Source organism: Pseudomonas helleri (assembly GCF_001043025.1).
Lineage (GTDB): Bacteria > Pseudomonadota > Gammaproteobacteria > Pseudomonadales > Pseudomonadaceae > Aquipseudomonas > Aquipseudomonas helleri.
This window is the reverse complement of the sequence record NZ_JYLD01000013.1, coordinates 112,953-133,328: the sequence shown is the minus strand read 5'-3', so window position 1 is coordinate 133,328 and position 20,376 is coordinate 112,953. Positions and strand designations below refer to the sequence as shown.

At 60.8% G+C, this 20,376-nt stretch carries 9 protein-coding genes and 1 pseudogene; 4 read left to right on the top strand and 6 right to left on the bottom strand.

The window, feature by feature from the left end; translation table 11 throughout:
- Window positions 1-233 precede the first annotated feature (233 nt).
- The 4 genes from TU84_RS19920 to TU84_RS19905 all read right to left on the bottom strand — a co-directional run bounded on the left by TU84_RS19920 (window position 234) and on the right by TU84_RS19905 (window position 15,250).
- Window positions 234-12,743, bottom strand: coding sequence for a filamentous haemagglutinin family protein (locus tag TU84_RS19920; protein WP_048372115.1), 12,510 nt, complete (start codon window positions 12,741-12,743; stop codon window positions 234-236).
- Window positions 12,744-13,120: 377 nt separating this feature from the next.
- Window positions 13,121-14,050 (bottom strand): FecR family protein, encoded by a 930-nt coding sequence (locus TU84_RS19915; protein WP_048372113.1) that lies wholly within the window; start codon window positions 14,048-14,050, stop codon window positions 13,121-13,123.
- 37 nt (window positions 14,051-14,087) lie between these two features.
- Window positions 14,088-14,633: an RNA polymerase sigma factor gene (locus tag TU84_RS19910; RefSeq protein ID WP_048372112.1), complete on the bottom strand. Its 546-nt coding sequence runs from the start codon at window positions 14,631-14,633 to the stop codon at window positions 14,088-14,090.
- Window positions 14,630-15,250, bottom strand: a complete 621-nt coding sequence (locus tag TU84_RS19905; protein WP_048372109.1) for an STN domain-containing protein — start codon at window positions 15,248-15,250, stop codon at window positions 14,630-14,632. The genes TU84_RS19910 and TU84_RS19905 overlap by 4 nt, the downstream gene beginning before the upstream one ends.
- Window positions 15,251-15,500: 250 nt before the next feature.
- Here TU84_RS19905 and TU84_RS19900 point away from each other — a divergent pair.
- Window positions 15,501-15,812, top strand: a pseudogene (locus TU84_RS19900) (hypothetical protein).
- Window positions 15,813-15,824: 12 nt separating this feature from the next.
- Here the strand turns inward: TU84_RS19900 and TU84_RS19895 are convergent.
- Together TU84_RS19895 and TU84_RS19890 are read right to left on the bottom strand one after the other, a co-directional pair.
- Window positions 15,825-16,577 carry an alpha/beta fold hydrolase gene (locus tag TU84_RS19895; RefSeq protein ID WP_048372161.1) on the bottom strand — a complete coding sequence of 251 codons (753 nt, stop codon included), beginning with the start codon at window positions 16,575-16,577 and terminating at the stop codon, window positions 15,825-15,827.
- 176 nt (window positions 16,578-16,753) lie between these two features.
- Window positions 16,754-17,647 carry a LysR family transcriptional regulator gene (locus TU84_RS19890; protein WP_048372107.1) on the bottom strand — a complete coding sequence of 298 codons (894 nt, stop codon included), beginning with the start codon at window positions 17,645-17,647 and terminating at the stop codon, window positions 16,754-16,756.
- A gap of 106 nt (window positions 17,648-17,753) precedes the next feature.
- Here TU84_RS19890 and TU84_RS19885 point away from each other — a divergent pair, with 106 nt between their 5' ends.
- The 3 genes from TU84_RS19885 to TU84_RS19875 are packed head-to-tail and all read left to right on the top strand — an operon-like array spanning window position 17,754 to window position 20,292.
- Window positions 17,754-18,422: an RraA family protein gene (locus TU84_RS19885; protein ID WP_048372105.1), complete on the top strand. Its 669-nt coding sequence runs from the start codon at window positions 17,754-17,756 to the stop codon at window positions 18,420-18,422.
- Window positions 18,419-19,078, top strand: a complete 660-nt coding sequence (locus TU84_RS19880; RefSeq protein WP_048372103.1) for an RraA family protein — start codon at window positions 18,419-18,421, stop codon at window positions 19,076-19,078. The genes TU84_RS19885 and TU84_RS19880 overlap by 4 nt, the downstream gene beginning before the upstream one ends.
- Entirely contained in the window at window positions 19,075-20,292 is a 1,218-nt protein-coding gene (locus TU84_RS19875; protein ID WP_048372102.1) for a pyridoxal phosphate-dependent aminotransferase, read from the top strand. The genes TU84_RS19880 and TU84_RS19875 overlap by 4 nt, the downstream gene beginning before the upstream one ends.
- Window positions 20,293-20,376: the final 84 nt, after the last annotated feature.

The window sequence follows — 20,376 nt, the reverse complement described above, 5'->3', positions numbered from 1 at the left end:
GCGCGTTACACAGGTAAGACCAGCGTGGTCGGGGGCTACCGAACTGATGTCATAAAAGCTTCATTCATCTTTTTAAACAGGACCCAAAGTCCCTGTAGGAGCGAGCTTGTCTCGCGATCTTTTGATCGTTAAAAGATCGCGAGACAAGCTCGCTCCTACAGCGAAATGAGGTGCCCAAAAAAAAGGGGTGATCAATGATCACCCCAAGGTCGAACTACAAAAATGTGCTGCGGTTACAGGCTGATCTGACCCCGCTCCTCGTCGGTCAAGCTCGCACGTGCCTGTTCACTCAATGGCCCGGCGCCCAGCACCTGCACTGGGCTGTTGGGGTTGTAACCGGGCTGCGCCCGGGTTTGTTCCGGCCCGTGTTGCACCGGCTCACTGCCAAAGCTCAAGACTTCAACGGTGACGATTGATGCACGTTGCTGCCGCGCCGCCGCTTGCTGGTTGCGCGCGGCGTTGTCGGCTGCCTGGGACGCTGCCGCGCCCGCCGAACTGGCAGAAGACAAAGCTCCGGTGTTGACGGTTGCCGACACCGGCACCCCGGACGATTTGCCCTGGGTCTGGATGTTCGCCGCGTTGACGACACGCAAGGCGGCGATGTTGATGTTGCCCGACACGCGAATCCCCGCCTCGCCCGCGTCAATGGTGCCCAAGGGTGCAATCAGGTCGATGTCGCCTGCCGGCACTTCCGGGATCGGGTTGAGCGTGGCAATACCCGCACCGGTACTTGGCACCGAAGGCGACAGGGCGACGTTGCCCCAGTTGTCATAGGTGCGTTTCGGCGGTGTGTAGACCACGGTGGTTTTCGAGCCTCGGCCGGCGTTGATGTCACCTTCGGCGGACCAGCCCATGATCGAACCCCCGAAGGTGGTCATGATCCGGCTTTGGCCCAGCAGGATGCTGCCCTGTGAGTACAGCTGGATATTGCCCGCGCCCTGGGTGATGACGCCCGCCGAAGCTGGCGGTGCGACACCCTCGATGCCGAATGTCTGGCTGCCGCCCGGGGTGAGCATCTGGATGGAGCCACCGAAGTCGGTGTGAACCCCGGAGCCGCCAAACATGCGGATGTCACCCTGATAAGCGATTGGGTTACCCGCCACGTCCTTCTCCGGGAACAGCGCCGCAATCGCAGCCCGGCCACGGGCATAGCTGCCTTCACGCACGCCACCGGCCTGGTTGTACTCGCGACCGCCTGCCTGCAGCTCGGCAAAATACACCTCGCGGGCAAACACGCGCTGCTGCTCGCCTGGCAATTGGTTGAAGTAAGCCACTGCCTGCTCGCTGTCACCGGCAAAACCGAAGCGTTCAGCCAACCATGCCACCAGCTCTTTCTCGTAGGTCTTGGCCACTTTACCGCCCGACACTGACAGCGGTTCACCCACGGCCAGTTGGTTAGCCGGGTTGAGGTAAGCCTCGACAAAACGCTGGTAGTCCACACCGTTGGCGCCCGTACCGGCCTGCATGGCAATGCTCGCGCCTTGACGCAAATCACCGGCAATGATCGGCCCGATGCTGGTCACGCTGACCTTGTCGTCCATGACGATGCTGCGCCCGGCGGTGATCTCCAGCCCACCCGGGCCGGCAATGTTGAAGCTGCTGTAAATGATGTCGCGCCCGGCCGAGACGATGGAGATGTCGGTCGCGTTGTTATGAACGAACAGGTTACCCGTGGTGATCACGCCCGGATAAATTTCGCCATTGTCACCCGGGTTGGCACCGCTGCTGACGATATCGCGACCGGCCATCATCCACACCGGGCGACTGCCTTCGTACCAGGTCTCACCGACATGGGCCACGTTGGCGTTTTGGTAAGCAATGATCCGGCCGCTGTTGACGCCCACAAGGTCACCCTTCACTGCATAGAAGCGCGCAGGATCAGCGCTATTGCTCAACGCTTCAGAGGCTGTACCCGGACCAAACGTAAACAGTGACAGCCCGCCATTGCCGTAAGTGCCGTAGTTGCCGGTTTGTGACAGGTTGCTGTAGTTCTGCCGCCCAAGTGTTGCAAAAAAGGCCGGATTCCACGGGGTAGCGATGCTGCTGAGCGCTGTACTGGATTGGGTCACGCTAAAGCCACCGGCGTAAATCGAGTCCTGCGCGAGGAACTGCAGTTGCCCGTTTTTGCCCGGTGCCAGGAGCAGCGGGTAGGTGTAGCTCGCGTAATCACGGGTGGTGCCGGCCTTGCCGTAGTAAAAACTGCCGCTGGCGGCGGTCGCCCTGAGGATTGATGGATACACCACCGCCATGTCGGTGTTCGAGCCCACCATGAACGGCGTCAGGTTGCCCCCTTCGGCATACAGGTCGACGGCCGTTTCAGGCGTCCACAAGGTAAACCAGCTGCTGGAGCCGCCATTGAGACCATCACGGCTGAAGGCCGATCGGTTGTACTGCGTCACACGTCCTGCATCCTCAACCGTTTGTACCACCAGGTCGCCCAAGGTGTGCAGGCTGAACGTGGCATCGCCTGCCACCAGGGTTATCCCGCCTTGCGGTTTGCTGCGGCTGGCGCGCAACGGTTCTGCTGCACGTACATCACCCGGCACCTGGGCCGAAGTGCCGTAGACAGTGTCGATGCGCCCGATACTGCCGGCCTGCACTTGCACATTGCCTCGCGTGTTGACCAGCACACCGTCACGATTGCCGAGCGTTTCGATGAGAGCCTGAGGGTTAAGCGCACCGCTGACTTGCAGACGCAGGTCGCCGCCACCGGTGAGTTGCAAGCTGCCATCGCTGCTCACCCGGCCCGTGCTGCCAACGGCCAGCACCAGGCCCTGGGTGCGTTTGTTGTTGCCATCGGGCGTGGGTGTCGGTGCTTTCAAGGAGCCCGCGTCGCCCCCTACGGTCACGTCCAGGTCACCGCCACCCAAGGTACCGAAGCCGGTGAAGCCAATCAGGTTGTCAGAAATGATGTTGGTGTACGTACCAAAGTTGATCCACCAGGCCGTCGGCTGCGCCTGCCCGCCCGTAGCCACGTCGCCGCTGCCCTGACGCCAGAGCCAGTTACCGACATCCGCCCGGTTGTTGCCGTAGTCATCGGGGTTGGGTCTGAACTGGCTATAGCGCCCGCCGTTGTCGAGGTTGCCGGTGAGGTTGCCATTGACGTTCAGCGTCAGGTTACCGCCCGCCTCGGGGTACCAGGCGCGGTACAGGCTTTCGCTGCCACCGTTGACGAACTGCTCGAAGTAGCTGGGGTTTTCCTTGAGCACAGTGCTGCCGCCCAGCAACGCCCGTGGCTGGTTGAAAGGATCGCCCGCGTAAGTACCGGTAGACGAAGTACCCGCCGTGTAAACGCCGTAAGACGAGTCCACGCTCAGGTTGCCACCGCTGAGCAATTGCAGGTCGCCGGTGCCGGTACGCACGACGCTGAAGCTCGAACTGGTAGGCAGCGGTGCATACTCCTTGGGGCTCTTGGACAAGCAATAGTCCGGTGAATCTACACAGAACTTAGACGCGCCGCCTTCAACCCCCAGGTCCGCAAGGAACTGGTCATCGATCACACCGCCCACCTCAACGATGATACCGATGCTCTCAAGGTCGGCCGCGGCGTACTCGGTCCACACATAGGTGGTTTTGGCCTGGCAATACTCCGCAAAGTTGCTGCAGAACTCGGCAATCGTGCCCAGACCAAACTCATCCAGAACCGATTGATCTATCGGATCACCTTCCTTGACCACAACCCCCGCATCACCAAGATCATTGACCGCGTAGGCAGTCCAGACCAGCACGCCTTTAGGTGGCAACTCTTTGGCAAACATGCCGTAGTGGCTGTCGGCCAGGCGCAATGTACCGGTACTCGGGTGCGGCTGAAGCAGGCGGCTGTCGGCTGCCTCCGTGTCCGCCCCGGCAACCAGACGCAACGACCACGACTGCGAGCCCTCGGCCAGCATCGGTGCAATGGCCCAGACTTTACCCTGACGCCCGGCCACTTCAGGGCGCAACTGAATCGAATCCACGTCGCCCACCAACTTGACGTTGGTGCCCACCGGAATCAGCGCACCGCGCGCCAAGGTAATGTCGCCATCCAGGGTGACGGTATTTTCAATCGTATTCAGGGGCCGTGCCATGCCAGGTAATGGCACCCCTTTAGGCCAGGTCATGGCGTGCAGCGAAATGGACTGACCCAACAAGGTCCCGGCTTCCAGTTGAGTACCGGCTTGCAAGGTGTATGGCTGGTTCAGCAAGGTGCCTGCTGCCAGCAGCGTGTTGCCCGAAGCGTCGAGTACCGCAGCCGCCAACACGGTGCCGGCAGGCAAGGTCAATGCTTGTGCCAATGTTGCCCGCGCAGGCAAGCGCGTCCCGGCCTCCACGGTCATGCTTTTGATCGGCAAATCGTAGTTCAGTACCGAGCCGGCCATGTAGGTGGTGCCATCCGCCAGAACCACGCCATTGCCCGGCACGATGGTATCGCCGCTGGTAAAGTCTCGACCTTTCAACAACACCCAGCCGTTGTCATCCATTGTTTCCGGCGGTGGCGCGAAGCCATCGTTGATGCTGCCGTAGATGCTTAGGTCGCCCCCGGCGCGCAAGGTCAGGCTGCCGGACTCACCCGAGCCGTACACCGAGGTTTTCTGGCTGTTGCGATTGAGACTGGCGTAGCGATAGCCGGACAGGTCGATATCGCCCTGCACCACCAGATCGCCATTCGCGGTGTTGCTGATGATTTCCACGCCCGGACGCAGGTGGAAAGCGTCGGCGTAGGTGGCGTTGTTCAACCCGGCCAGCTTGTTGTTCAGCAGGTTGCTGTTTTGCAACGCGGCGTTGATAAACGCCGTGCTCAAGGCGTGCTTGCCATCCAGATACGCCTGATCAATCACCTGATACGGCCTGCCGCTGGCGGTCGGATCGGTCATCACGGGCGCATCATTGTAAGTCGCCATGCCGTTAAGGGTGATTGCCCGCGCACCTTTAATGTCCAGACGGCCGCTGGCATCAATGGCGATGTCGTTGTTGTTCAGGCGCGGCGCGTTCATTTCCAGTGTGCCTCGGTTGCGCCCGTCATTGCCCGGCGTGCCCGCAGTGCCGTGACGCAGGTCGATGCGCACGCCGTCGGCCAAGGTCAGTTGTCCGGTGCCGGAACCCAGCACCACCATCGCCCGGTTCGGTGAATCGATGATTTTGCCGTAGCTGTCGACACGCACCTGGCTGCCGTGGGCATCGAGTACCGCGCTGCCGTCCAGGGTCAGGCCATGCTTGCCCGCAAGGTTGATGCTGCCCACGCGTTCACCGCTGGCGTCCACAAGGCCTGTAACACGCAGCGTGCCGTTGTCGACCGAGACGTTGATGGTATTGGCCTTGAGACCGCTACCGATGGTCAGGTCACCCTGCTTGAGCTGGAAGCTGCGGGCGCCGAAAACTTCGCCGTCATTAAGGCGCTGGTTGAGCGCTGCAAACTGCTGATCCAGCGAGCCTGTGGCACCCAGGCGCTGAGCCTGGACTTCGACGCTGCTGCCCTGATACGGCACAAGGGTGCCACCGGCATTGTAGTAACCGCTGTTGCCGCCCAGGATCTTGCCTTGCAGATCCACCATACCGCCCGCCGCGTCCAGCGCCACGGCGCGCAACTTGCCACCCTGGTTGTGTTTGGCTGACAGGTCGATGGTCGAGCCCGCCGCCTGGCGGATATTACCGTGACGGCTGTCGAGCAATACATTGCCGCCTGCGCCGTATTTGGTGATGTCGTTGAACACCACGGCACGACCGGCCACGTCGATCAACGATTCATCGTTCAACACCACATCACCTGTGGCGTCCAGCGTGACTTTGCCGCTCGGCAGCACCACCGCCGAAGCCAGGCGAAGGGTATCGCCCTTGAAGGACAGTTCGCCCCCGTAGCCGTTGACCGTGCCACGAGGGCCGCCAGATGAAGAAATATCAATCGCACCGCCCGCAGTAATGCGGTTCAGCGAACCTCCTTCACCGGTCATCAATGGCGTCACGATGTTGAGATTGCCGCCGCTATGAGCAAAGCCTGTGACCGGGTCATATGCGCCCTGACGTTGGTACACCGACAGGCTGCCTTTGTAGTTGGCGGTGATGCGATCGCTGGCATTCAGGTTGACGTTGGCAAAACCCAGCACCAGACGGTCAAACACGGTGTTGCTGCTGGGCTGGGCGAACGGACCATAACCAAACTCGATGCGCTCGGCGTTGATATCCAGGCGTCCGCTGCCGGTCCCGGCGCCGTCAGTGATGACCGCGCCCGGTGCGCCCGTGGCACCTTGCCAGATCAGATTGGCGGTGTGGATGGTCGCGACATCTTCGGCATTGCCCAAACCGTAGATCGCCGGGGTCGACAGCACCAGATTGTTCAGCAACGACTTGCCAGTCTGGGCGTCGTAGGTGTCCAGCAGCGTGCTGCCATAGAAGTTGAACGCCTGGCCCGCCGACAGTTGCAGGGTTTCCAGCGCCGGGGCACCGGTGCTGGAGTCACCGCGCATCAAACGTTCGAGCACTTGCTGGTTAAGGGTCAAGCCCGCTGGCAACACCTTGCGCGCGGCCGCATCCGCCAGCCCGGCCGTACTGCCGACGTTAATGTTGCTCAAGGCCAGCGTCAGGTGACGGGTGCCATAACGCACGGCATCGTCCAGTTGCAGGGATTTATCGGTGGCGGCGACGATACTGCCCTCGGAATAGATTGTGGTCTGGCCCGAACAGTTGCCGCTCGGGCAAACACCGATCTGGATATCGCCCGTCGGGTCGCCGGTGCGGTTGACATAAGGCAGCACATTGATCAGGCCATTGGACACGGCCAGCATGCTCGGCACACCCTCGTAAACAAACCCGTCGCGAGCGTCATAGGCGGCTGCACCGCGACCCAGGGTGGTAATCGAAGCTCCCTGCTCGATCACGATGCTGCCGGGGCCTGCCACGATCACCACTTCAGGTGCCGAGACGGTTGCACCGCTGCGCAGAAACACCGAGTTGCCCGGAGTGTTCACGCCATAAGGGAACTTGACGATATTACCGTTACGGCCATATTCCACTTGGGGCAAGCCGCCAATAAGGATGCGCTTGGCATTCAGATTGTTAAGGCTTTGCGCCGTCAGCGTCAGCCCTTCGAAAGCCTCCAGGGGGCTGTTGGCATCGACGATTTGGGTATAGCGGTTCTCGAGGGTCGCGCCGCCCAGGTTGATAACGCCCACGGTGCCGCCGTAACCGCCTTTGGACGCTTCAAACTTGCCAATGCCGTCGAAGGTGAAGGTGTCTTTGCCGCCACCGCCGGTAAACGCCAGTTTGAGGGTTTTGGCATCCACTTCCAGCATGGGCCGTGGCACACCGAGCCTGGCCGCATCGGCCATGGCGAATTGGGCGTAGCTGGTTTCGTTGTACTGCGAATAACGGCGCAAGGTGTCGGCCGAGGTCAGGATCACCTGGCTGTTAATGCTGTTGTGAATGCCCGTATTGATAATCGACAGTTGCCCTGCCGTTGACCAAGAACCGTTGCGCATCAGTGTGGTGGCACCATCACTGCCCTGCCCGGCAAGGCCGTTGATCTCTACCCGGAAAGCCCCCGGCTTCAAGGCGTAGGTGGATGGCATCAAAGTATAGGTGCCTGCGGGCAAGCCCGGTACGCCTGCGCCGATAGTGATTTGCTGGCCCACCAGCGGCGTGCTCGCGCCGGCTTCGCCCGTGGCCGGTGCATAGCCGGCTTGAACGCCCGGGACAATGGAGTAGACCGGGTTGGTCGCGAGGCTCGGCAAGGTAAAGCCGCCGTTGGCACCAAACTGCACCAACGGGTTAAAACGTGCATCGGTCGAACCGCCGCGTCCGGAAATAAAACCTGCGCCCAACAACTCACCGCCGCCGGACAAATCCAGTGTGGCACCAGGCATTACCGTCGCCTTGGCCCCCCCCAAAATGACCCCGACCGTTAGCTCGCCGCTGCCGGTCAGTCCCAGGCCACCCTGGCCGACGAAGACCACGTTTTTACCCTTATAGCGATAAACCTGATCATCCACGGTGCCGCCATACGGCAGTACCAGGCCTTTGGCGCTGACCGACGTCAGGCTGCCCGGCAACAGTTCAACCCGGGAGTCGCCCACGTTACCGAGCTCAATCATCCCCAACGGCGCACGCAATACGCCGCCCTGCTTGATGGTGTAAGCCCCCAGTTGCAGACGCCCGAACACCGAGTCCGGGGCCACGCCGTGATCATTGCCGACCTTTTCGATGGTCAGGGTGCGGGTCGGATCGAAAACCAACCGATTGTTAATGATGTTGACGTCGCCCACCAACACTTGGGCGTTGATTTCAGAGCCGGGGTAGATTCTTGCGGCACGCAGGGTCAAGTCCCCCGCCGTACGCAATTGGGTACTGAAGCCACTGGAGGTATCGCCGCCATCGCGCCCGGCGAGAAAGCGCAGGTCGCCGCGGCTGTTGAGCTGGACGTTATCAAAGCTCAGCGTGTCGCCGAAACCAACGCGATCGCGAATGTCCAGCAGGTCGCTGTCAACGATTAGCGTGCCCTGGCTGCGAAACCCCGGCGACGTGTCAGCGATGTAAGGCCGCGTCCAGGCTTCCATGCCGGATTTATCCGGTTCCAGCAGGCCGCTGAGGACCACATGCGGGGCACTGAGGTTAACGTGTGACGTCGGGTTGGCGTTGCGTGTCAGGCTGACGCCACCGGTGTACAGGTGCAGGCTTTGCCCCAGGTTCAGCGAAATATCACCGTCAACGCTGAACACACCCCGGACCAGCAACGTCAGGTTGTCGAAACCACCTGCCTTGACCTGATCTACACCCAGTGCGCCGTGGCCGTAGACCAACGAATCTGCCGCTACTTCGGCACTGTCAGCCAAGGCAATGGTTTTATGCTGCTGGCTCAAGACCAGTTCACGCACCGGCAACACCCGGTTGGTGACGTGTTCCTTCAGGTAATACGGAGCTTCCAGGGCCAACGACAGACGCCCGCCTGCCGCACCTGAACCGCCGGCATTGGCGTTGAAGCTGCCGTCCAGGTACAGGCCATTATTGGAAGCGAAGGCAATGTTACCGCCATTGCTGGCCACGTTGACGCGGCCCTGCCCCGGTATGTCCAACAGGGCTTGAGTACCGGATGCATCCAGGCGTGCGCCTTCGCGCACCACCACAAACAGATCGCTGGCCTTGACGATGCCGGTGTCTGGATTGACATCGCCGCCGACAATGATCTGCCCGCCATTGCGCACCTGACCATAGACACGGCCAAGGCTGTCAACACCCGTCACGGCACGCGCGGCTACGTCAATGACCGCCTGCTCGCCGATCCAGATCGAACGGCCATGGCCGATGGCGTCAATTTTATTGGACTCGCTGTTGGCCAGCCCCGCGAGGCTGACAGTGCCGCCCCAGGCGTTGAGCGTGCCATCGACCGTCAGTTGGCCGATGCTGCGCAGGTTAATCGCCTGGCCGGGATCAACGTTTACCACTGCACCTTTGCCCACCGTCAGGGCGGTGCTCGCAGCCAATGCGCCCGAGGCGATGGTGGTGCCCGCATTCAAGTTAAGGCTGGCGCCACGGCGCTGGGTCAACACACCCTTGAGGGCGTTTTCCTGGTACAGCGCCGGGGTCCAGCGCTCCAGCGCGGTGGTCGGGTCGCTGCCCGTTGGCGTGGTCGCAGCCTGTTCACCCTGATGGTAGACCGGCATCGAAACATCAACTTGTGTACCGTCGGTGACCAGCAGGCCTTCGTTACCGGTGATGTCGTAGGCCGAGAAGCCTTTTTTGAAGAAGTCACCGGACACATGCAAGGTGTCGGCATCGGGTGCCGTGGTGGTGTCGCCGATCTGCACCTTGCGCGCCTGTACCGCCAGGGTGCCGCCGCCCGTGATCCCGTAAGCGCGCAGCTCACTGCCCAACTCAAGTGCCTGCATGGCCGCCAGGGTTGCACTGCCGCCCTTACCGCCGATGAGATTACCGTCCAGGCCAATGGTGGCCCCGGAAGACACATCGATCACACTGCCTTGCGCCAGCTGCAGGTCGCCGGTGGTGCGCAGTGACACCTTGCCGCCATTGATCCAGGCCGCGGCAGGGTTGTTCGCAGCGTCCTGCGCCAGGTTGTTCCAGCGCCCGGTCGCGTCGAGTTTGACCCCGTCAGCCACCTTGACCCACGCCGGTGTGCCGTTGCTTGGCCGCAGGTAAACATCCCCCACCGCCATGTCACGCTCCCTGTCGGCCTGCAGGAAAATGTTGCCGGCATTGATGCTGCCTGCGTGAGCGGTCAGGTTGGCATTGATGGCAGCCCGTGGGGTCAGCAGCGTGATATCGCCGCCATCGGCCACTTTTAGCGCGCTGTTGACCGTGATTTGCTGCTTGGCAGAACCTTTGATTGCGCTCAGCTCAAAGCCATTGAGCTGATCACTGTCGAGAATGATTTTGCCCTGACGCTCAGTCGGCAAGGCAGCCAAAAGGTCCAGGCCGTTGGCGATTTTTTCGACGCCCGTGTCGAACACGATCTCGCCGGTGACCGGGTTCAAGCTGTAGCGCAAGGTCCCTGTGCTCTTGTTGAACACCGGCGTGTAGCTGCCGATGATCAGTTGCGCCCGCTGCGCCGCAGCTTTCTGCGACTGTTGGTAAGCGTCGATGTTGATGATCGGGGTTTTGATCTGGCGATCGCCCTGGAACACATCACTGATCAACTGGCCTTCGAGCACGGCGCTGGTGGTGCCGATGACCAGCTTGCCGGCGTCACTGCCCACGGTATAACCGGCTTCGTAGCGGCGCTGCGAAGCAATCAACGGGTTGTAGTAATAGTCTGCGCGGCCCCAGCGTTGGCTGGCGTCTTCAAAACCTTTGTAAAATCCGGAATACAAAATGTCGCCCGGCGCCCGGGACAGCTCGTACAGGCGGGCGTCCGGGCCTTTGAGCCAGCTCTGTTGAATGTAACCGCCCTGCACATCAACCGTGCCGCCCGACAGGTTGAACTGCGCGTTCTTCTCCGTGACCACTTCATTGCCGGTAAAGGTCAGTGTGCCGCCTTGAGCCATCCACTCGCCCACGGTATGCCCTTGGGTACCGAGGTAGCCGCCCACTTCCAGCAAGCCACCGGCGGTGTACCAACGATCCGTCGCGTAGCCGTTGGTGCCTGCCGGGACAAACACCAGTTCGCGCAAATCAACCCACACATCGTTGTTGATCAGTTTGCCGCCGTCACGGTTGACCGGCGCGTCTCGCTGCTCGTTACCCTGCACGTTGATCTTGATGTTGTTGGATTCCATCGACACCTTGACGCCCACGGCGCCCGAGACGTCGATCATCGCGCCGTCGCGGACCAGGCTGCGCTGAGCCGCGGTGACCGCGACCTGGCCGCCGGTTGCCAAGGTGATGGAACCGTCCTTGAATTCCACCGTGCCGCCGCTGACGATCTCGACCCGGGACTGATCGATGCGGTCGCTGATGGTGCTGAGGTGGTTGAACTGCCCGGTGGGCATATTGACCGCGTTCGGGCGGCCATCAAGGTTGATCAGGCCACTGTCACGCTGACTGTTAAGCGCGGTATTGCCCGTGGCGTCCAGCAGGATCGCGGTGGTACTGCCCTGCCCCAGGCTCACGCTGCCGGTTTTATCGGTGACCGAGTTCAGCAGGTGGATCGTGCCGCGCGTGTCCACCGAGGTACTGGCCAGCGCCACGCCGTTTTGCTCGACCTTGTGCCCGGTCAGCGTCACGTCACCCATCGACGCCATGATCAGGCCATTGTTGACGACCGTGCCTGCCGTGCTGCCCGCCTTGAGGCTGGTCGCGACTTCGTTGCCACGGGTGGTGGAGTTCTGGTTACCCGAGGTCCCGACGCCACGGCGGATATAAAAACTGTCGCCTGCGGCCAGGGTGGTCTGGCCCTTGGCGGTGATGATGGTGCCGGCGTTTTCAACCTCTGAGCCGAGCAGCAAGGCATAGCCACCGGACTCGGTGGACAGCGTGGCGGCGTGGGTCTGAATCACCGCGCCGCGCTGTACTTCAACCTTGCCTGCGGCGTCGGTAAACGTCGGTTTTGAGCCGTCAACATCGACATAAATCCCGCGCTGGGTGAACTGGTCATCCGTGATGCTCGCCGCACCGGCCACCAGATTACGCACGTTGACCTGGCTGGTACCGCTGAACACCACGCCGTTACGGTTCATGATCATGACCGTACCGGCGCCCTTGATCTGGCCCTGAATCTCGCTGGGCTTGGCGTTCGGATCGTTGACCCGATTCAACGCGGCCCAGTTTGACTGCTGCTGGAAATCGACCGTGGTGTTGCGTCCGACGTTAAACGTTTCCCAGTTGAGGATCGCCTTGTCAGCGGTCTGTTCGATGGTCACGGTGGTTTTACCACCGGCCTGGGTTTGCGTCGGGCCTTTGGCGTTGGTCCAGCCTTGGGTCAGGCTGTTATCGACTTGCAAACCCCCTTTGCCCAGCCCGTCCGGGATGTTCGACACCTGCCCCAACGCCGCTTGCCGTCCGGCAGCCTGCGCGGCTTGCTGCGCAGCAATCGCCGCCACACTGGTGTTGAGGGTGGTCAAAGACCGTTGCAACTGCTGATTGGCCTTGGCCTGCTGATTCAGCGTCGGGATCTTCGGCATTTGAGCATTGTTGCGCGCAGCGGTTGCAGCCTGAGACGCACCCTTATCGGCAAACCAGCCGGAGCTGAACGCCGGGGCACCGTGGGCAGTACCCGCCACCATCAGCAAGGCAATGGCATGGGCCAATGGCTTGAGGCGCACGGTGAGTTGGCCGCCAGGGCCTTGGGCTTTCGGGTTAACCGGTGGTTTGCAACGGACCATCTGGAATCATCCTCATTGGTTCTCGCTTGAAAGCGAGCTTCACGTTTAGGAGATAGGCAGTTGGCAGAGGGCGGGACTGAACCATTGTCATTGAAAGTTCATAAACAACGCTGTTGCTTCGGAGTCGATACGGTGCTCAGGTTTACGCCAAGCGTGGCGCAGCAAACAGGCGACTGTAGTCGCTGACGAGGTACGAAGGCTGCGATCGGCCAGCGTGGTTTAACGGAGCCTCTTAAATCAAGATCAAAAGATCGCGAGGCAAGCTCGCTCCTACAGATCTTTTAAAATCAATGACTTAGTTTGTGTTTGATAAGAACTGCCGAAGATTTTAAAAGATCGCAACCTTCGTGCCTCGGCAGCTCCTCAAGGTCTAGGAATTAACTCAACAACACCACGCCACCCGGCAGTTCGGTGCATTTGGCGCCGTAGGCATCGCGGATCATTACGGCTACACCTGGCAGTTGTTGCAGGCTGAAGCGTGCCTGCACGCGCCGTTTTCCCAGTTCAGTGTTGAGCAACACCAGCATGCCGGGGCGGTAGCGGTTGATCTCGTTGACCATGTGCGCCAGCGTCGCGTTGTTGAACACCAATACCTGTTCGCGCCAGGCGACCACTGCCTGGGTATCAACTGCCACAGGCTCGTCAACTTGGGTCGCGGTGTAGGTCAGTTGGCGGCCACTGTCCAGACGCAGGTTGCGCCCGTTCACCTGCACCGCAACGGAACCGTCCAGGCACGTCACGCAGACGCTGTGGTCAGTGTTGCGTACGTTAAAACGCGCTTGCGCAGCACTCAGCCAGCCTTTGCCCGCCTGTACCTTGAGCGGTTGCGCAGCGTTGGCCAGCACCTCCACTTCGCCTTCCAGCAATTTGATGCCCTTGTCGCGCTGGCTGACGCGGGTCTGGGTGTTGAGTTCAAGACGAACACCTTCACTCAGATCAACCCCGCGCTGCTCTCCGACCGCTGTGCGGTAGTCAGCGGTGAGCCCGTCAAAACCACCCGGCACACCGACCCGCACCATGACCACCGCCGCCGAAGCGGCAATGGCCGCGCCCAGAAATGCACGGCGGCCAAAATGCCGTGGCGGCTGCTGGACCTGGGCGGCGGCAGGCGCCATCTGTTGCCACAGCACCTTCGCCTGCTCAAATGCCTGGGCGTGCTCGGGGCTCTGTGCGCACCAGTTTTTCAGGGCCTTGGCATCAGCAACCGTGGCCTGGCCGGAGGTCAGCAGGATCAGCCAGTCCCGGGCTTCTGTCTGAAGCTGGCTGTTTGACCGATCCCGGGAAGCGGGGAAGCTAAAAATGTTCAAGCGCGTCAATTCTCACGGATTATCAGGGACTCATTACTTAAGACGGTTTTCCGGCCCCGGGACCGAACCGCTGAATGACTTTTCTTTCGAGGCGCTGCGCACAAAAGCCTAAAGCTGCCTTGATTTCCTTTTCAACCATGCGCGTTGAGATACCGTAGCGCTTGGCAATTTCCTGGTGCGGGGCTTCTTCGACACGTGCCGCGAGGAGGATTTTGCGCTGGCGCGGTGGCAGCGCATAGAGGGCTTTGACCAGGCTCTGGATTTCTTTTTGACCGCCCACCACCCGTGAAGGGTCAAGGGCTTCATCGCTGGGTTGCAACAGGTCTTCGATTTCACTGCCGGTCAGCAGGCGCGCATCGGCCTGACGGCGATCAGCCGCAATATTGAGGGCCATGCGGTACAGGTAGGCGTTGGGTTGCAACAGGTTGGGCGGCACCTCCATGCGGTCTACCCGCAAATAGGTCTCGTGCAGCACATCGCTGGCCAGGTCTTCAGAACCCAGGCGCTTGCGCAAACGCACCTTGAAGTCCTCGTAAGACGCCAGAAACAAGCTGACCATCGTACTCTGCCCGGAATTTTTCATGACCCCGAGGCTCCTTTCCCTGCTGTACATTCCATGCGTGTTCCTGCGGTTTCAGGCATCAAAAGTAAAGTCACCGGTGAGCGCAGTGAACTGGGAGCCGGTCGATTGACACGGGTGGCGCCCAGGCTGCGAACCAATGCTTCATCGCGTTGTACATCACCGGTGGTGCTGACCAGCCGGCTGTGTTCGATCAAACCTTCACGGTTTACCCATACCTGCACCAGCGCACGAAAGGTGCCGGGACGGGTCAGGGGTGAAGCGCACAAGCTGCGTTCAATGGCCGTTTGCAAAGCTGCGGCGTAGCTGTTGTTGATCCGCGCCGCAGCCGCCCTGCCCTTGGCGCCGTGCGGCTCAACCTGGCGACTGACTTCAGGCACTTGCAAGGTAAACGCGTCGCTGCTGGCGTATCGAGCCATCAGACCACTCCCTGTCAGTAACACACCCAATGCCTGCTGGGCGGTGTAACGACCATGCACGCCGATTGAACGCCGCCCGCGGGTCAGTTCCCGGTCCACCAGCACGGCCATGCCAGTGGCCTGGCTGAACGCTTGCAACGCTTGCTCAAGGTTTTGCGCGGGCAGGTCCATTTCCAGCAGCGGCGTGGCCTCTGCCGTCATTGCGGGCGGTGCCCACAGCAACGCCCACAGCAATGCCAGGCAACTTGCTGCGTGAGTCCAAGCCCTGCGCTCGCCCTTTGCTCCGCTTCGCTGCACTGCTTGCGCGCCCTTGAAAACCGTCATCCTGAAGCGCGTTTATGAAACTGACGTTACAGTGATGGCAAAAAAACATCGCACGACTGTCACACAGCCTGCTCTAGACTTCGCTCTGATAGCGGCCCTCATTCCTCGGGCCCGCATGGAGACCCCGATGAAATTGCTCCCCGCCCTCGCCGGTGTTTTTTTGTGTGCTGCGTTGCCTCTGGCAGCCCACGCCGAAGACGCGACCAAAGGCTGCACTGAAGTGAAAGTGGATGGTTACCGCTCGCCGGACTACGACTGTTTGAGCCAGCAGTTGGGCACGGGCCAGAACGCCGACAAAGCTGCACAGAAAAACACCGAAGCCCAGCAGGTGCCGGTGTAAAAGCGCCAACCGAATCAGATCGGGCTGTCGACCCCTGCAGCCACCAGCGTACGCATGGGCAATACCTTTGGTACGTCGGTAAAGCCGCAGAGGCCTTGAGAGGTTAAGCGCTTACGAATGCTGCGCGTAGAACTCGGCGATCCGGCGCCACATTTCGGTCGGATTGGAGTACATGGGGAAGTGTCCGCAGGCCGGTATCTGCGCCAGTTGCACGCCCGCACGTTGAATGGATGACAGGTACGACAACGAGGCGTTCTGTTCGCCATACATAAACAGGCGCGGGCAACTCAGACTGAGGAATTTGCCCATCAGGTCGGCGTTATCAGACAAATCGACTATCGACTCGAATATCCCGCGCACCGCCTCAGCTCGTACCTTGTGGCGCAAGCTTGCTGAATAAAGCGCGCTGGCAAATACCGGTACCTGGCGGGTGCGTTCGATAAAGGCATTGAAAAACGCCTGCGGATCCTGGGCCGGGTAATCCACGATCTGGCGGCTGAGAAAACAGTCTTCGGGGGCAATATTGCCTTCGATATCGACAAAGCTCAGCACCCGCTCAGGGTACTGGTGGGCCAGTAACAGCGCATTCAGCCCGCCCATGGAATGGCCGACCACGTGAAAGCGCTCAATACCGAAATGCTCCAATACCTGAAGGGCGGTTTGTAGCTGGAATGGAATGCTGACCCGCGACAGGTCATCGCAGCGGGTTTCACCACACCCAGGGGCATCGAAGGCCAGGAATGGATGGCCGGCGAACGCTGACTGCAGGGCAATGTCGGCATAGTCTTCTTTGGTCGAGCCAAAACCATGCAGGAACACAATCGGGGCCAAATGGCCTTCGCGGTGGATGGCGGCGACATTCATCGGCACGCCCTGGACGTTAAGCGGCAACTGGTGGTGGGTAAAGCTGGCAAGGGTTGGCACGTAAAACCTCTGGTACAAAAAACAAAGCGCCAATGTCGGGGCAATTGCTGCGGCTGTACATTCCTTATTCTGTTAGGTTTTTATAGGCCAAACCTATCAAAACCACAGACCCGGATTCATACCTTGTCGCGGAATCTGGCAATGATTTCATCGATCAGCGGATTGGCACGCTCGGCATTCCAGGCCACCGCGGTGGTCACCACATTGAGCTTCTGGCTCAACGGGCGAAACACCACGTTGGCGGGGGCCAGTTTTTTCAAGGACGCCGGAACCAGCGCAATGCCCTGCCCATAACTGACAAAGGCAATTTGTGACGCCACCGAGCGTACTTCGTGCAACACCCGTGGCGAAAAACCGCTGGCCTTGCAGGTGGCGATCAGGTTGTCGAAATACACCGGGCTGACTTTGCGCGAGAACATCACCAACGGTTCATTGGCCAGGCTGGACAGGTTTATCCGGCTGCGCGAAGCCAAGGGGTGATCCGCGGCCATCGCCACCACCAGTCGGTCTTCGAACAATGGCAACGACTTGATCGACGCGCCCAAGTCACCGTCCAGACGGGCAAACGCCAGGTCAATGTCTGACGTTTCGAGGGCCGGTACGGCTTCAACACTGTCGATTTCACGCACCGAGACGGTCAGGTGCGGATAGTCGTTTTTCAATTGTTCAATCAAGCCCGGCAGTACATCGAACATCGCCGTAGAAATTGCCCCAATGGTCAGAACCCCCGACTGGCCGGCCACGGCTTCTTCAACGGCCAGTTCCAGACGCTCCAGTTGCTCGGCGAATTTACGTACCGCCGGCAGGATCGCCGCGCCCACCGGGGTCAATTTGGCACCGCGCCGGGAGCGATCAAACAACTTGACCTTAAGCGCTTGCTCAAGCACCTGAATCTGCTCGCTCAAGGGCGGTTGCGACATGCCCAGGCGCTTGGCGGCGCGGCCGAAGTTTTGCTCTTCAGCCACGGCGAGGAACAACCAGAGGTGACGGATCAGACGGAAATTGATCATGGTTTATCCATAGGTTTGGCGTATCTGACGCTTATTTGATTCGTAATATACCTATCAAACACACTCCTCGACACTGGGCGCCTTCGTCACCACCGAGGTTCCCCCCATGAAGCTCCCCTGCTTGCTTGACCGTTTGGCCGCGCTGGACACCAACACGGTGTCTGATGCCCTCGATTTCCTTGGCATCAAAGGCGCCACCGCTGGCCTGCGCCCCTTGTGGAACTGCCCCAAAATCGTCGGCCGCGCCAGCACCGTGCTGCTCGGCCCCAAAGGCGACAACCTGCCCACCGTGCACCTGATCACCCCGGTGGTTGAACGTATCGACAGCGATGAACGGGTGCTGGTGATCGCCGGAGGCCTTGAGGGCATCTCGTGCTGGGGCGACACCCTGGCCAATGCCGCTGTCAGCAAACGTGTGCGCGGCACGGTGATTGACGGCTTCAGCCGTGACATCGACGGCAACGCGTCCATTGGTTACCCGGTGTTTGGCCGTGGCATAACCATGATCAGCGCACGCAACCGGGTGGTGCAGATCGACTCGGCGGTGACGATCACGGTCGCAGGCGTCGAGGTCAGTGAAGACGACTACGTGATCGCCGACAACTGCGGCACGGTGTTTGTACCTCAAGCCGCCATTGAGCAGGTTGTGACGATCGGCGAGCGCATCACCCGCCGCCAAAACGCCATGGTCGATGCCATTCGCGCCGGCCGCTCAGTGGCCGAGGTCATGCACGACAGTCAGTTCGATGCCATCAATGCGGAGCACGCACAATGAATGATCAGCAGTTGGTAGCCCTGTTTGAAGGGCTGGACACCCCCGGCGTCTCTGATGCCCTGGACAAACTCGGCTTGCCCGGCCAGTGCCTGGGCATCGCCCCCCTGGCCAACTACACCCAGGTGGTTGTGGGGCCTGCATTCACCGTGCAATACGTTTCGGCCAGCGTTCCGCCGGGGACGGTGGGCGACTTTATTGATGACGTAGCCCCCGGCGACGTGGTGGTGATCGATAACGGCGGGCGCACCGACTGCACAGTCTGGGGCGACATCATGACCCAGTACGCAGGCAGCCGGGCCATCGCCGCCACGGTCATCGACGGGGTTTGCCGGGATGTCAGCAAAGCCTTGCATGACGGCTACCCGGTGTTCAGCAAAGGGCGTTTTATGCGCACCGGCAAAGACCGCGTGCAAGTGCAGTCGGTGAATCAGCCCGTGTCCATCGGCAGCGCCCGTGTGTGCGCCCGCGACATCGTCGTGGCCGACGCCAACGGCGTGGTCATCGTGCCGCGTGCCCGCGCCGCAGAAGTTGCCGCGTGCGCCCGTCAGATCGAATCGGCAGAAGCCGAAATCCGCCAGCAGATCGCTCAGGGCAAATCCTTGAAAGACGCCCGCGCAGCGCTGGGCTATCACCACTTGCAGAGTAAGCACGGATGAGCCTCAGTACTGACATCCAGCGCCTGAACCAGCGGCTGGCCAGTGCCCAACCTTCGGCTACTTACCAGATCATGGACCGTGTGGCAGAACGTCGGGCGCAAGGCGCGACGATCATCTCGTTGTGCGCAGGCGAGCCGGATTTCGACACCCCGGCGCATGTGCGCGCCGCTGCCATCCAGGCCATTGAGGCGGGCCATACCCGTTACACCCAGGTGGCCGGCGTGCGTTCATTGCGCGAAGCCGTTGCGGCCAAGTTCCGCCGTGAGAACGGCCTACCCGTGACCTGGGCCGACACCCTGGTGTGCAGCGGCGGCAAACAAGTGATCTACAACGCCCTGGCGGCCACCTTGAATGAAGGTGACGAGGTCATCGTACCGGCGCCATACTGGGTCAGTTACCCGGAGATGGTTCAGTTGTGCGGCGGCCAAACCCGTATTGTCACCTGTGATGCCGAGTTCAAATTGACCCCGGACTTGCTCGCCGCGGCAATCACGCCGCAAACCCGCTGGTTGATCCTCAACTCGCCGTCCAACCCGACAGGTGCGGTGTACAACTGGGCGGAGCTGCAAGCGCTGGCCGAGGTACTGCTGGCCCACCCGCATGTGCTGATCCTGGCCGACGACATCTACGAGCATTTGATATTCGATGACCAGGCGTTCTTCACCCTGGCCCAGGTTGAACCGCGTCTGGCCGCCAGAACCTTGACCATGAATGGCGTTTCCAAGGCCTACGCCATGACTGGCTGGCGCATTGGCTTTGCCACCGGGCCACGCTGGTTGCTGGAGGCCATGGAAAAACTCCAAGGCCAGCAGACGTCCGGGGCGTGCTCTGTGTCGCAACAGGCGGCGCTGGCAGCATTGGAGGGGCCTAAGGATTTCATCGGGCAGAGCCGGGCCGCGTTTCAGGGCCGACGGGATTTGCTGGTCGAACAGTTGAACACGACACCCGGACTGGAATGCGCCATACCGGCAGGTGCGTTTTACGTGTTTGCCAACTGTGCGGGGCTGCTTGGCAGAACGTCTGCCGGTGGGCGCGTGTTGCACACCGACGAAGACGTCGCTCATGCCCTGCTCGACGAAGCCAATGTGGCGGTGGTGCCGGGCAGCGCGTTTGGCCTGGCGCCTTACATCCGCATTGCCTATGCACTGGATGAGGCGTCGTTGCTGGCCGCCTGCAAAGCGATTCGCAAGTTTTGCGAAGCTGTCAGTGACTAGATAACCCTTTTTGTGGGAGCGGGCTTGCTCGCGATAAGGCAACACGATGTAACTTTTACACCGCGTCGGTCCAATCGCGAGCAA

What these genes read in the sequence shown, in the direction of transcription:
- TU84_RS19920 (WP_048372115.1), bottom strand. Translation starts at nt 12,743, where the DNA reads ATGGTCCGTTGCAAACCACCGGTTAACCCGAAAGCCCAAGGCCCTGGC.
- TU84_RS19910 (WP_048372112.1), bottom strand. Translation starts at nt 14,633, where the DNA reads ATGAAAAATTCCGGGCAGAGTACGATGGTCAGCTTGTTTCTGGCGTCT.
- TU84_RS19905 (WP_048372109.1), bottom strand. Translation starts at nt 15,250, where the DNA reads ATGACGGCAGAGGCCACGCCGCTGCTGGAAATGGACCTGCCCGCGCAA.
- TU84_RS19895 (WP_048372161.1), bottom strand. Translation starts at nt 16,577, where the DNA reads ATGAATGTCGCCGCCATCCACCGCGAAGGCCATTTGGCCCCGATTGTG.
- TU84_RS19890 (WP_048372107.1), bottom strand. Translation starts at nt 17,647, where the DNA reads ATGATCAATTTCCGTCTGATCCGTCACCTCTGGTTGTTCCTCGCCGTG.
- TU84_RS19885 (WP_048372105.1), top strand. Translation starts at nt 17,754, where the DNA reads ATGAAGCTCCCCTGCTTGCTTGACCGTTTGGCCGCGCTGGACACCAAC.
- TU84_RS19880 (WP_048372103.1), top strand. Translation starts at nt 18,419, where the DNA reads ATGAATGATCAGCAGTTGGTAGCCCTGTTTGAAGGGCTGGACACCCCC.
- TU84_RS19875 (WP_048372102.1), top strand. Translation starts at nt 19,075, where the DNA reads ATGAGCCTCAGTACTGACATCCAGCGCCTGAACCAGCGGCTGGCCAGT.